Raw genomic sequence first — 13,139 nt, 5'->3', positions numbered from 1 at the left:
ATGAAGACCTCTTGGGGTTTCGGCATCTTCAAACGGCTCCCACTTCCTTCCGTGCCGCAAGCGCTCTAGATACGCGTGTCGTCGGCCGTGCGCGCATCGGCCGCGAGCTCGGCCAGCGTCTTCAACTGGGCGTACAGCGGCGTGAAGTCGGGCGCCGTCTGGTCGAATAGCTGCTGGAAGCTGTCGATGACGAAGTAGGTCTGCTGGTAGCTGTCGATCTTGTAGCGGGTGCGCATGCAGCGCAGCACGTCCAGCAGCAGGCGTTGCGGCGCGGCGCTGCGTACGCTGTGCTGCAGCTCACCGGAGGAGCTGAGGATGCCCGCGCCGTAGGCCCGCAGCCCGTCCGCCTGGCGCACCAGACCGAACTCGATGGTGTACCAGTACAGGCGCGACAGCTGTTCGCAAGCGCCCAGACCATGCGCCTTCAGCCCGCCCGCGCCATAGGCCTGCATGTGCTCGGCAAACACCGGGTTGAACAGCAGGGGCACGTGGCCGAACATGTCGTGGAACACGTCCGGTTCGACGATGTAGTCCATCTCCTCGGGCGTGCGTATCCAGTCCGTCACCGGAAACTTGCGGTTCGCCAGCAGGGTGAAGAATGGCACCTCAGGGATCAGCCCGGGTACGGCCACCACCTCCCAGCCGGTGGCCGGGCGCAGCCGCTCGTTGATTTCCTCGAAGCGCGGAATCCGGTCTTTCACGCCCAGCAAGGGCAGGGCGGCAATGAATTCATCGCAGGCCAGGCCGGGCACCAGGGCGGACTGGCGCTCGAACAGCTGGCGGTAGGTGTCGTGGTCCTGCGCGGTGTAGGCCGCGTAGTTTTGCGGGCAGGTGTAGTCGGCCAGCACCAGGCCGCCGCGCGCATAGTCGCCACGCGGCGGGCGGTCGCTGCTGCCGTAAACGGCGGGTTCGATGGCCATGAATATGTCTCCTGTTGCGGGTGAGGGAACTGTAGCCCGGGGGCGGCTCAGCTTTGTTGCAAATACGTGCTCCGAGAGGCATGGGTGTGCACTAAAGCTGCAAAATAGCTGCCATGGAAGCACTAGACAAGATAGATCGCCTTATTTTGCGCAGCCTGCAAGCCGATGGCCGGGCCACCTATGAGCAGCTGGCCGAGGCCGTGAGCCTGTCGCCCAGCGCCGTGCTGCGCCGGGTCAAGCGGCTGGAGGACTCGGGCGTGATCGACCGCTATGTGGCCCTGGTTAAGCCCGAGGCCGTGGGTTTGGGCCTGACCGCCTACCTGAACGTGCGGCTGGAAAAGCATACCGAGATCCACAAGCGCAACCCTATGGACGTGTTCCGCGCCAGCGTGCAGACCTGGCCTGAGGTGGTGGAGTGCGCGTCCCTTACCGGCGAGATGGACTACCTGCTGCGCGTGGTGGTGGCCGATATGCAGGCGTACTCGCGTTTCATCATGGACACCCTGCTCAAGCACCCCAGCGTCGAAGACTGCAAAACCAGCTTTGTGCTGGACCATGTGAAGGTGACCACTGCCCTACCGGTGTGAGAGGCTGGCCCAGGCGGCGGAACTATTCGGCATATTCCGGGTGAATTGCCCCTCAGGACGCAAAGGGGTAGACGGGTGGGCTTGGGTTTTTAGGTGTAAACCCTTATATTTCGCGGATGATTGATTCCATCCACGCTTTGAAGACGGCTGTCCCGCCCGGGCGGGAATCTTTGCTGGCCGATTTTGGGCGGGCAAAGTCGGGGGGCGGCGCCAGCTCGGTGCTGGTGCCCATACGTTCCCTTGGCGAGGGCCACCGTGCGCGCATCGCGGCCCACTTGCTGGCGCTGGATGCGCAGGACCGGTTTTTGCGCTTCGGCTACCAGGCGCAGGATCAAAACATCCAGGCCTATGTGGACGGCTTGAACTTTGAGCGCGACGACATCTTCGGCATCTACAACCGCCGCCTGGAGCTGATTGCCATGGCCCACCTGGCTTACACGGTGAACCCTGAATTCAAGGCTTGCGCGGAGTTTGGCGTGTCGGTGCGCAGCAAAGCCCGTGGCCGTGGCTATGGTGCGCGCCTGTTTGAGCGCGCCACCATCCATGCGCGCAATGAGGGTGTGGAGCTGCTATTTGTTCACGCCCTGAGCCAGAACACCGCCATGCTGAAAATTGCCCGCAACGCAGGCGCCGTGGTGGAGCGCGATGGCACGGAGAGCGAGGCCTTTCTGCGCCTGCCGCCCGCCACGCTGGACAGCCGCATCGCCGAAATCATGGAAGAGCAGTTCGCCCAGACCGATTACCGTTTGAAGATCCAGGCCAAGCATTTCTGGGATTTCCTGGAAAGCTTGCAGTCGATGCGCCAGGGCAAGCGCTAAGAACACGTTCCAAGAGCACAAAAAGCCGGCAATGTGAGGTATTTGCCCGGTTTTACCCTTTGTTCACAGCAATCCGCTATCCTAGCGGCTTCTTAACAACCGCACGTCCTGCGCCCAAGGCTGTGTCAGACCCGTATCCCGCGCGCTCGTCCTTAGCTGTTCCTGAACGCGAAGACAAGCGCGGCTTCTTGCAAAAGTTGGCCGAATTCATCCATCCCGGCCCCGATTCGCGCGACGAATTGCTAGAAACTCTCTCCGACGCCGAAGAAAACCACATCATCGGTGCCGAGTCCCACGCCATGCTGGAAGGCGTGATCCGCATGGCCGACATGAGCGCCGGCGACGTCATGGTCGCCGCCACGCGCATGGACTTGCTGAACATCGCAGATGCGTTTGACGAACTGCTGCACGTGGTCATTGAGACCGCCCACTCCCGTTTTCCGGTGTACGAGGGCGAAAAAGAAAACATCATCGGCATCTTGATGGCCAAGGACCTGCTCAAGCTGCAGCGGGCCCCTGAGCTGAACATCCGCGCCCTGCTGCGCCCGGCGGTATTTGTGCCGGAAACCAAGGGCCTGAACGACCTGCTGCGTGACTTTCGCGGCAACCGCAACCACCTGGCCATCGTGGTCGATGAATTTGGCCGCATCGCGGGCCTGATCACCATTGAAGACGTGCTGGAGCAGATCGTTGGCGAGATCGAAGACGAGTTCGATATCGCCGAGGACGAAGGCGACATCTTCGGCCTGGCCGACCGCACCTACCGCGTCAGCGGCGACACCTCCATCGACCGCGTCAACGAAGCCTTCGGCGTGAAGCTGGCAGGTAGTGACCCGGAAGATACGTTCGACACCATCGGCGGCCTGATCGCCCATGAAATGGGCCATGTGCCCAAGCGCGGCGAACACCACGCCATGGCGGGACTGAACTTTCTCGTGCTGCACGCCAAAGGCGGTGCGGTGCGCTGGTTCAAGGTCTCTCCGGTGGCTGACGGCGACAACTCCGGCTGATGCGCCGCATGTTGTTGCGACCCAGCGCCAGTGTGGCGCTGGTGCTGTGTGTGCTGGCGGGCCTGGCACAGGCCCTGTCCATCGCCACGCCCTGGAACGGCCAGCCGCTCTGGTGGCTGCAAATCCTTTCTCTGTCTGTACTGGTCTGGCTGCTGCAAGGCAGTGCGACGCCCCGGCAGGCTGGGTTGCGCGGTTGGTTATTTGCCTGGGCATGGCTGTCGGGCACCTTCTGGTGGCTGTTTATTTCCATGCACACCTACGGCGGCCTGCCGGCGGTGCTGGCGGTGTTGGCGGTCGGCGGGTTGGCGGCAGCCCTGGCCTTGCTGTATGGTTTGGCTTCTGCGGGGTTTAGGGCGCTGGCGCCCGTAAATACTGCGCTGAGCGCTATTGTTTTTGCGTCCTCCTGGCTGCTGGCCGAGCTGGCGCGCGGCCAGTGGTTGACCGGCTTTCCTTGGGGCGCCGGCGGCTACGCGCAATTGGACGGCTTGGCTGTGTTCGCACGTTACGTGGGCGTGTACGGCGTGGGCTGGGTGGCGGCGTTGGCAGCGGCCTGGCTGGTGGCGCGGCAGTGGTGGGGCTTGGGTGGCGTGCTGCTGCTGGCGCTGGGTGCTGGCTCTTTAAGTTTGCCGCCTAGCGACCTGCAGGCCACGTTGTCGGTGAGCCTGCTGCAGGGCAATATCCCGCAGGACGAAAAGTTCCAAGCCGGCACCGGCATTCCCATCGCACTGCAGTGGTACGCGCAGCAGCTGGGCCAGGCGCAGACCCCTCTGGTGGTGGCGCCGGAAACTGCCATACCCATGTTGCCGCAGGAATTGCCCGCCGGCTACTGGCCGTCTCTGCTGCAGCGCTTTGCCACGGGCGGGCAGACCGCCTTGGTCGGCGTGCCGCTGGGCAATGCGCGCGATGGCTATCTGAACGCCGTGGTCGGCTTGCAGCCCGGCCAGCCGCAGATGTACACCTATGCCAAGCACCATCTGGTGCCTTTTGGCGAGTTCATCCCGCCGCTGTTCAAGTGGTTTACGCAGATGATGAATATCCCGCTGGGCGACTTCAACCGGGGCGCGGTGGGCCAGGCATCTTGGCCGGTGGCCGGCCAGCGGCTGGCGCCGAACATCTGCTACGAGGATTTGTTTGGTGAAGAGTTGGGCGCACGCTTCATCGACCCGGCGCAGGCGCCCACTATCTTCGTCAACGTCAGCAATATCGGCTGGTTTGGCGACTCGCTGGCCATGGACCAGCACTTGAGCATCTCCCGCATGCGCACGCTGGAATTCGAGCGGCCCATGCTGCGTGCCACCAATACCGGCGCTACGGCCATCATCGACCACCAGGGCCGCGTACTGCAGGCGCTGCCGCGCTTGACCCGCGATGTGCTGGTGGGCGATGTACAGGGCCGGGGGCTGAACGCTACCAGCGGCTGGCGCATTACTCCTTACGCTTGGTGGGTGTCGCGCTGCGGGCTGTGGCCGCTGTGGCTGCTGGGTGTGTTGACCTGGTTTGCGGCTTGGAAATGGGGTCGGCGCGCTTCTAGGGGGAAACCCGGCGTATGACGTTTGTGTGACGGGTTATGCCGACAAGGCATGGCTCTTGCGTAGTGTTTTGTGGGAGCGCCGATACCATCGGGCACCTCTGATTTGAGGCGTGTTTCCATAAGCAAAATTACCAGGAGCTTTTCTCTATGCGAGCCCATTTCCGGATCGAAAAATTCATTGCAGGTACCGCCATCGCCGCCATGTCCGCGCTGGCTACTTTGGCCCATGCCCAGGCAGCCAAGCCCAATGTGGTGATTCTGGCTACCGGTGGCACGATTGCGGGCGCGGGTGCTTCGGCCATCAACAGCGCAACCTATGCCGCCGCCAAGGTCGGTGTCGAAAAGCTGATCGCCGGTCTGCCCGAGCTGGCCAATGTGGCCAATGTGCGTGGCGAGCAGGTGTTCCAGGTGGCTTCTGAAAGCCTGACCAATGACAACCTGCTGACCCTGGCCAAGCGTGTTTCCGCGCTGGCCAAGCAGGCCGACGTGGACGGCATCGTCATCACCCACGGCACCGACACCGTGGAAGAAACCGCCTACTTCCTGACCCTGGTGGAACACACCAACAAGCCCATCGTGATGGTCGCCTCCATGCGCCCGGGCACGGCCCTGTCGGCCGACGGCGCGCTGAACCTGTACGACGCGGTAGCCGTGGCCGGCAGCAAGGACGCCATGGGCAAGGGCGTGCTGCTGACCATGAACGACACCATCGACAGCGGCCGCGACGTGAGCAAGAACGTCAATATCAAGACCAATGCTTTCTCCAGCCAGTGGGGCCCGCTGGGCATGATCGTGGAAGGCAAGAACTACTGGTTCCGCGCCCCGGTCAAGCGCCACACCATGAACTCCGAGTTCGACATCGACACCATCACCTCGCTGCCCCAGGTGGAAATCGCCATGGGCTATGAAGGCGTTGCTCCTACTGCCATCGAAGCCCTGGGCAAGAGCGGCATCAAGGCGCTGGTGCACGGCGGCCCGGGCAATGGCTCGGTAGCTGACCGCATCGTGCCCTACCTGCAAAAAGTGCGTGCCGATGGCGCCATCGTGATCCGCAGCTCGCGCGTGCCGGACGGCTTCGTCATCCGCAATGCTGAGCAGCCTGATGACAAGTACGACTGGGTGGTCGCCAACGACCTGCGTCCGCAAAAAGCCCGCATTCTGGCCATGGTGGCCCTGACCAAGACCTCGGACACCAAGGAACTGCAGCGCATATTCTGGGAGTATTGAACACCCCCAGGCTCCACGCTTCGCGTTTTCGCCAACCCCCTTGCAGGGGGCGATACCTGCGGACTGGCGGAGCCAGATCCGCGGTATCTCTGGAATGGAGAGGGGTGGCCTTTGAAGCTGCTAATGCTCTAAAAATAATAGCTGCTACCGCACGATCTATGTGCGCTAGCGGCTATTTTTTTGGTTCAAGCGGTACTTGCTTGGACGGGGAAGGGCGGCCTTCGCGCCAGGCTTTGGCGCGTGCCCTGGAGGCTTTGGCTACGGCCCGGCGTTCGCGTTGGTGTTTGCGGTGCTGGATGGCCAGCGCCCAGACCACAATGCCCAGCAGCAGCACGACACCGCCGACCAGGTAGGCCATAAACCACGCAAAATTGCTGCCTGCCTGCTCCATTCGTCCTCCTGTTCTGCGATTTGTATGTAAATGTAAGTGATGTGGGGAGCTTGGTCCTCCGACTTGGCAGAGTCGGTTTGCGGGCCAAGGTTCGCAGCCCCGTAAAATCAAAGATCAGTCCGCCTCCGGCGGCCTCTTCTTTTGCAGACCTCCATGAAGACATTCCAGCAAATCATTTTGACCCTGCAGTCCTACTGGGCTGACAAAGGCTGCGCCCTGTTGCAACCGTATGACATGGAAGTGGGCGCGGGCACCTCGCACACCGCCACCTTTTTGCGCGCCATCGGCCCAGAGCCCTGGAAAGCCGCCTACGTGCAGCCCAGCCGCCGCCCCAAGGACGGTCGCTACGGCGAGAACCCCAACCGCCTGCAACATTACTACCAATACCAGGTCGTGCTCAAGCCCGCACCGGCAAATATCCTGGAGCTGTACCTCGGCTCGCTCGAAGCCCTGGGCTTTGACTTGAAGAAGAACGACATCCGCTTCGTCGAAGACGATTGGGAAAACCCCACGCTGGGCGCCTGGGGCCTGGGCTGGGAAGTCTGGCTGAACGGCATGGAGGTGACCCAGTTCACTTACTTCCAGCAGGTTGGCGGTATCGACTGCAAGCCCGCCACCGGCGAGATCACCTACGGCCTGGAGCGCTTGGCCATGTACCTGCAAGGCGTGGACAACGTCTACAACCTGCAGTGGACCGAAGGCCTGAGCTACGGCGATGTGTACAAGCAAAACGAGGTCGAGCAATCGACCTACAACTTCGAGCACAGCGACACCGACTTTCTGTTCACCGCCTTCACCGCGCACGAAAAGCAGGCCAAGCACCTGGTGGCCGAACAATTGGCCCTGCCGGCTTACGAGCAGGTGCTGAAAGCCGCACACAGCTTCAACCTGCTTGACGCCCGTGGCGCCATCAGCGTCACCGAACGCGCCGCCTACATGGGCCGCATCCGCAACCTGGCCCGCAGCGTGGCGCAAAGCTACCTGGACAGCCGTGCCCGCCTGGGCTTCCCGATGGCGCCCAAGGAATGGGCTGCGGAAGTCCTGGCCCAGATTGAAAAGAAAGCCGCCTAAATGACAGCGCACATGACCGTGAAGAATCTATTGGTGGAGCTGTTTGTCGAAGAGCTGCCACCCAAGGCCCTGAAGAAACTGGGCGACGCCTTTGCCAGCGTGCTGCTGGAGCAGCTGCAGGCCCAGGGCCTGGCCAGCGCCGCATCCCAACTCACCGCCTTTGCCTCGCCACGCCGCCTGGCCGCGCACATCACCGCCGTGGCCGCATTTGCTGCCGACAAGGCCGTGTCCGCCAAGCTGATGCCCGTGGCGGTAGGCCTGGGCGCCGATGGCCAGGCCACGCCTGCGCTGCTCAAAAAACTGCAAGCCCTGGGTGCCGACGCCTCCGCCGTCGCCAGCCTGAAGCGCGCCATGGACGGCAAGGCCGAGGCCTTGTTCCTGGAACGTACTGTGGCTGGAGCCAAGCTGCAAGAAGGCCTGCAAAAAGCCCTGCTGGAAGCCATCGCCAAACTGCCCATCCCCAAGGTCATGACCTACCAGCTGTCCAGCGGCTGCGCGCTGCCTGGCTGGAGCAGCGTCAGCTTTGTTCGCCCCGCGCATGGCCTGGTGGCGCTTCACGGGGCCGACGTGGTGCCGGTGGAGGCCCTGGGCCTGCAGTCCGGCAACACCACGCACGGCCATCGCTTTGAAGCCGCTGTGGACCCTGTGGTGTTGAAAGACGCCGACAGCTACGCCGCCACGCTGGCCCAGGACGGTGCCGTCATCGCCAGCTTTGCCGACCGTCGCGCCGATATCGTGCGTCAGTTGAATGAGGCTGCAGCGCAGATCGGTGGTGGGGTGCGTGCTATCGAAGATGAAGCATTGCTAGACGAAGTCACCGCCCTGGTGGAGCGCCCCAATGTGCTGGTCTGCAGCTTCGAAGAAGAGTTCCTCGGCGTGCCGCAGGAGTGCCTGATCCTGACCATGAAGGCCAACCAGAAGTACTTCCCGCTGCTCGACGCTGCCGGCAAGCTGACCAACAAGTTCCTGGTGGTCAGCAACATCAGCCCAGCCGACGCCGGCGAGGTGATTGGCGGCAACGAGCGCGTGGTGCGCCCGCGCTTGGCCGATGCTAAGTTCTTCTTCGACCAAGACCGCAAGAAGACGCTGCTGTCGCGCGTCGAAGGCCTGGGCAAGGTGGTGTATCACAACCAGCTGGGTTCGCAGGGCGAGCGCGTCGAGCGCGTCCGTGCCATTGCCAAGGCGATTGCGCAGCAGTTGGGCGGCGACGCGCTGGCGGCGCAGGCCGACCAGGCCGCGCAGCTGGCCAAGACCGACCTGGTGACCGATATGGTCGGCGAATTCCCCGAGCTGCAAGGCACCATGGGCCGCTACTACGCGCTGAACGACGGCCTGCCCGCCGATGTGGCGGACGCCATCGAAGACCACTACAAACCCCGCTTCGCCGGTGATAGCCTGCCGCGCAACCCGGTGGGTATTGCCGTGGCGCTGGCCGACAAGCTGGAAACGCTGGTCGGCATGTTCGGCATTGGCAATCTGCCGACTGGCGACAAAGACCCGTTCGCGCTGCGTCGGCATGCGCTGGGTGTGATCCGCATGCTGACCGAGCAAAACCTGCCACTGGACGTGACGGCGCTGGTGACCGCCGCGTTCGACGTGCTGGGCGACAAGCTGACTGCAGGGCGCGATGCCTCGGTGCAGGCCTTGCTGACCTTCATGTTTGACCGCCTGGGCGGCAGCCTGCGTGAAGAAGGCTACAGCGCCCAGGAAGTGGACGCCGTGCTGGCCCTGCGCCCACAGCGCCTGGCCGAAGTGCCCAAGCGCCTGGCCGCCGTGCGCGCCTTTGCCGCGCTGCCCGAAGCCGCAGCCCTGGCAGCAGCCAACAAGCGCATCGGCAACATCCTGAAGAAGGCCGACGCGGTCGATGCCCATGTCAGCGCGGTGCTGCTGCAAGAGCCTGCTGAAATCGCGCTGTTTGCGGCGATGCAAGAAGTCGCTCCCACGGCCCTGGCGCAGTTCGAGGCGGGCGACTACACCGCCAGCCTGCAGTCCCTGGCGGCACTGCGTGCGCCGGTGGATGCGTTCTTCGACGGCGTGATGGTCAATGCCGAAGCCATGGACGTGCGGCTGAACCGCCTGGGTCTGCTGCAAAGCCTGCACCATGCGATGAACCGCGTGGCCGACCTGTCCAAGCTGGCCTCGTAAAGCTGCGTTTATGCCCGGAGCCCACGCCATGAAACTCGCCATCCTGGACCGCGACGGCACCATCAATGCCGACAGCAGCGATTTCGTCAAGTCGCCGGAAGAGTGGCTGCCGCTGCCGGGCGCGCTGGAAGCGATTGCCAAGCTCAACCACGCGGGCTGGCATGTGGTGGTGGCGACCAACCAGTCCGGCCTGGGACGGGGGTTGTTCGACATGGCGGCGCTGAATGCCATGCACACCAAGATGAACAAGCTGCTGGCGATGGTCGGGGGCAAGGTGGACGCGGTGTTCTTCTGCCCGCATGCGCCGGACGAGGGTTGCGCCTGCCGCAAGCCCGCGCCCGGCCTGTTCGAGCAGATCGGCGACCGCTACGGCATTGAGCTGAAAGGCCTGCCGACTGTGGGTGACAGCCTGCGCGACCTGCAGGCCGGCATCGCCGCCGGCTGCGAGCCACACCTGGTGTTGACCGGCAAGGCCGCCTGCTACCGTGGGCAGGCCAGCCTGCCGCCCGAATATCCGGTGGGTACCTGGGTGCACCAGGACTTGCTGGCCTTCGCCAACTTCGTCATCGGCCGCGAGCAACCCGCCAAGGCCTGATTTCCGTTTGCTATATTTTGTATAGCTGTATGCGCAGATAAAACCTGCGCCAACTGCCAAAAAGATACCCATGCCTTTCATCCGATCCGTGCTGCACATGCTGTTTTTGGCGATCACGGTGGTGCCGTGGGCGCTGTTCGTGCTGCTGGTGGCCCCGTTTGCCGGCGCCACCCGCATCTATTGGCTGTGCGCCCGCTGGCTCAAGCTGTCGGTGGACAGTGGCACGGCGATCCTGGGCATCCAGAACCGCGTCACCGGTATGGAGAACCTGCCGACCGATCCCAAGGCGTCGGTGGTGCTGCTGGTCAAGCACCAGTCCACCTGGGAGACCTTGGTGATGCCGGCCATCATGCCGCGCCCGCTGGCCTTTGTGTTCAAGAAGGAACTGCTGTGGATACCGTTCTTTGGCTGGGCCATGGCCTGCATGGACATGATCCACATCGACCGCAGCCAGGGTAGCCAGGCTTTCAAGAAGATGGTGGCCTCGGGCAAGCGCCTGGTGGGGCAGGGCACCTGGATCATCTTGTTTCCCGAGGGCACGCGCATTCCGCGCGGCCAGGTCGGCGAATACAAGACCGGCGGCACCCGCCTGGCCATCCAATGCGGTGTGCCGGTGGTGCCTATCGCGGTAACCGCCGCCAAATGCTGGCCGCGCAAGGCCTTCATCAAAACCCCGGGCATTGTGGATATTTCCATAGGCAAGCCCATTCCCAGCATCGGCCGGCGCCCGGACGAGCTGATGGCCGAGGTGCAGGCCTGGATCGAAGCCGAGATGCGCCGCCTGGACCCGGACGCCTACCGCTGAGCCGGGCGGGGCGGTTTTCTATCCTCCATTTGGAGGGCGTACGGGCCAGGCGCGCGGGTGGTCGCGTCTAGAATTTCCGTTCGCTGGAGGCTGCACTCCACCGTCTGCTGCGCAAGCACCTGCTTGTGCCTTGCCCCTCTCTATTTCCAACCACACCGACTTATGAAAAAGCTTTCTGTGATCGCCATGGCGCTGCTGTTGGCGGCGTGCAATACCGTTCCCAAATCGGGTGAAGCCAGCAGCAAAACTGCGGAAACGGCGGCAGCCGCCAGTGCCGCTGCCGAAGCGGCCGTGGAAGCTGCTGCGCCCAAGGTGGTCACCGTGTCCGATGTCGAGCTCAAGAGCCTGGCGGTGCAGATGCAAACCCGTCTGGACAACGTCAACCCGCTGGGTCCGCGTGACCGCTATGTGCTGCGCCTGGCCCGCTTGACGGCCAAACTGCAGAACGAAGATGGCCTGAACCTGAACTTCAAGCCCTCGCGTAATCCTGCACCCGATGCCACGTCCTCACCAGACGGCTCCATCCGCGTGTACAGCGGCCTGATGGATACGCTGAACGATCCCGAACTGCTGGCCATGCTGGTCCGCGAAATCAGCTTTGTGAAGAACGGCGCGGCCATGCTCCGCCTGCGTACCGCCTACCAGGCATTTGACGGTGCGAAGACTGTCACCACCTTCAGCAACGCCCTGGACAACCTGTCCGACGCTGATTTGCAGGCGATTGGCGAGCAGGTGGAGAAGAACCCGTTCACCCCCAGCGCCGACCTGGAAGCCGATGACTACAGCCTGGCTTTTCTGAAGAAAAACCGCATGGACCCCAAGTCCCTGGAGCGCGCGTTCCGCAAGCTCGCAGTCAAAGGCCAGCGTGACAAGGCGACCGCTCTGCTGTATCCCGACGCCAAGGGCCGCGCGGACCGCGTGCGTGATCTGCTGGCAGTCAAGAAGTAGGTCGTAGCGCTCAGCGCGCAACTGAAAAAGGCAGCCTGGGCTGCCTTTTTTCGTGGGGCGTAGGGGCTTGGGGCGCGGCGCCACTCGCCACGCTAAACTTTGCCCCCTATGCGCAGCCTTCTGCAGTTCACCCTGGATCTCTTTGCCCCTGCGCCAGCGCCCGCGCCGGCGCCTCGCGTACGCCTCAAGAAAAAAATGCCTCTAACGCAAACCAATCCTGCGCAGGCAGCTCCTGAATTAATAGCAAGTACATTGACAGGCGCCTTGGTGGATGGGGACGTGGCGACGCCATCTTTTCGCCATCCGCGTGCCACGCGAGAGGCGCTGCTAGGTCACACGCTGGTGGCCTACGAGTTCCAGCGCGCCAAGCGCCGCAGCATCGGTTTTGTGGTCGGGCCCCTGGGCCTGGCGGTGCGTGCGCCGCGCTGGGTGCCGTTGGCCGAGGTCGATGCAGCCGTGCGTGACAAGGCCGGCTGGATCGTGCAAAAGCTGGAGCAGGCGCGTGAGCGGCAGGCCAAGCAACATGCCACGCGCATCATCTGGCGCCATGGCACCGAGTTGCCTTACCTGGGCCAGACCCTGGTACTGGTGCTGGACCCGCTGCGGCGCGGCAGTGCCCTGCTGGGCAACCAGCTTTGCCTGGGCCTACCCCTGCAAGCTAGCGCTGTGCAAATACGTGCGGCAGCCCACAAGTGGATGCTGGGCCAGGCGCGCACTTACTTTGTCCAACGTCTGCAGCATTACGCGCCGCAGTTAGGTGTGCAGTGGAGTCGCCTGGCGCTGTCCAACGCGGCGACGCGCTGGGGCAGTGCCAGCAGCAGCGGCTCCATCCGCCTGAACTGGCGGTTGATGCACCACACGCCTGCGGTGGTGGACTACGTGGTGGTGCACGAGCTGAGCCACCTGCGCTACATGGACCACAGCCCGCGTTTCTGGGACACCGTGGGCTCCATCCTGCCAGACTACCCGGCGTTGCGAGCCCAACTCAAGCAGGTGCAGATTCCCAAATGGGAAGATGCTTGAACACCCCCAGGCTTGCCCACTGCCCCCGGGATCGACCCAAGGGGTCGATAACGCAAGTGGCCGCCAAC

The 13,139-nt window shown here is 63.4% G+C and carries 13 protein-coding genes; 11 read left to right on the top strand and 2 right to left on the bottom strand.

What is annotated here, in order from left to right; all coding sequences use genetic code 11:
* Positions 1–65: 65 nt before the first annotated feature.
* A complete protein-coding gene (gene phhA / locus AC4BBN_RS05970; RefSeq protein WP_490591032.1) occupies positions 66–920 on the bottom strand; it encodes a phenylalanine 4-monooxygenase in 855 nt (284 codons plus the stop codon).
* A gap of 113 nt (positions 921–1,033) precedes the next feature.
* On the opposite strand from phhA, the gene AC4BBN_RS05965 reads away from it, so the two are divergent.
* The 5 genes from AC4BBN_RS05965 (at position 1,034) to AC4BBN_RS05945 (ending at position 6,093) form a co-directional block, all read left to right on the top strand.
* Positions 1,034–1,507 carry an Lrp/AsnC family transcriptional regulator gene (locus AC4BBN_RS05965; protein WP_490591031.1) on the top strand — a complete coding sequence of 158 codons (474 nt, stop codon included), beginning with the start codon at positions 1,034–1,036 and terminating at the stop codon, positions 1,505–1,507.
* A 116-nt stretch (positions 1,508–1,623) separates the two neighbouring features.
* A complete protein-coding gene (locus AC4BBN_RS05960) occupies positions 1,624–2,325 on the top strand; it encodes a GNAT family N-acetyltransferase (RefSeq protein WP_490591030.1) in 702 nt (233 codons plus the stop codon).
* Between the two features lie 122 nt (positions 2,326–2,447).
* Positions 2,448–3,335 carry a CorC family transporter gene (locus tag AC4BBN_RS05955; protein ID WP_490591029.1) on the top strand — a complete coding sequence of 296 codons (888 nt, stop codon included), beginning with the start codon at positions 2,448–2,450 and terminating at the stop codon, positions 3,333–3,335.
* Positions 3,335–4,885 carry an apolipoprotein N-acyltransferase gene (lnt, locus tag AC4BBN_RS05950; protein ID WP_490591028.1) on the top strand — a complete coding sequence of 517 codons (1,551 nt, stop codon included), beginning with the start codon at positions 3,335–3,337 and terminating at the stop codon, positions 4,883–4,885. Before AC4BBN_RS05955 ends, lnt begins: the two co-directional genes overlap by 1 nt.
* Positions 4,886–5,067: 182 nt before the next feature.
* Positions 5,068–6,093 carry a type II asparaginase gene (locus AC4BBN_RS05945; RefSeq protein ID WP_490591396.1) on the top strand — a complete coding sequence of 342 codons (1,026 nt, stop codon included), beginning with the start codon at positions 5,068–5,070 and terminating at the stop codon, positions 6,091–6,093.
* A gap of 172 nt (positions 6,094–6,265) precedes the next feature.
* Here the strand turns inward: AC4BBN_RS05945 and AC4BBN_RS05940 are convergent, their stop codons facing one another.
* On the bottom strand, positions 6,266–6,484 hold the full coding sequence (locus AC4BBN_RS05940; RefSeq protein WP_490591027.1) for a hypothetical protein: 219 nt from the start codon (positions 6,482–6,484) through the stop codon (positions 6,266–6,268).
* 153 nt (positions 6,485–6,637) lie between these two features.
* On the opposite strand from AC4BBN_RS05940, the gene glyQ reads away from it, so the two are divergent.
* From glyQ to AC4BBN_RS05910, 6 genes are all read left to right on the top strand, one after another.
* Positions 6,638–7,555: a glycine--tRNA ligase subunit alpha gene (gene glyQ / locus AC4BBN_RS05935; protein WP_490591026.1), complete on the top strand. Its 918-nt coding sequence runs from the start codon at positions 6,638–6,640 to the stop codon at positions 7,553–7,555.
* A gap of 12 nt (positions 7,556–7,567) precedes the next feature.
* Positions 7,568–9,700, top strand: a complete 2,133-nt coding sequence (gene glyS, locus AC4BBN_RS05930; RefSeq protein WP_490591395.1) for a glycine--tRNA ligase subunit beta — start codon at positions 7,568–7,570, stop codon at positions 9,698–9,700.
* 28 nt (positions 9,701–9,728) lie between these two features.
* Positions 9,729–10,295 carry a D-glycero-beta-D-manno-heptose 1,7-bisphosphate 7-phosphatase gene (gene gmhB / locus AC4BBN_RS05925; RefSeq protein ID WP_490591025.1) on the top strand — a complete coding sequence of 189 codons (567 nt, stop codon included), beginning with the start codon at positions 9,729–9,731 and terminating at the stop codon, positions 10,293–10,295.
* Between the two features lie 70 nt (positions 10,296–10,365).
* Complete coding sequence (locus tag AC4BBN_RS05920; RefSeq protein WP_490591024.1) at positions 10,366–11,100, top strand: lysophospholipid acyltransferase family protein; 735 nt, start codon at positions 10,366–10,368, stop codon at positions 11,098–11,100.
* Between the two features lie 162 nt (positions 11,101–11,262).
* On the top strand, positions 11,263–12,048 hold the full coding sequence (locus tag AC4BBN_RS05915) for a M48 family metalloprotease (RefSeq protein ID WP_490591023.1): 786 nt from the start codon (positions 11,263–11,265) through the stop codon (positions 12,046–12,048).
* Between the two features lie 108 nt (positions 12,049–12,156).
* The gene (locus AC4BBN_RS05910) at positions 12,157–13,071 is read left to right on the top strand and encodes a M48 family metallopeptidase (protein WP_490591022.1); all 915 of its coding nucleotides are present in this window, start codon (positions 12,157–12,159) and stop codon (positions 13,069–13,071) included.
* The last annotated feature ends 68 nt before the right edge of the window (positions 13,072–13,139 follow it).

The organism is Rhodoferax sp. SPJ21 (assembly GCF_058216335.1).
Note: the sequence above shows the minus strand (reverse complement) of the source record. Positions and strands in the feature narration are given on the sequence as shown.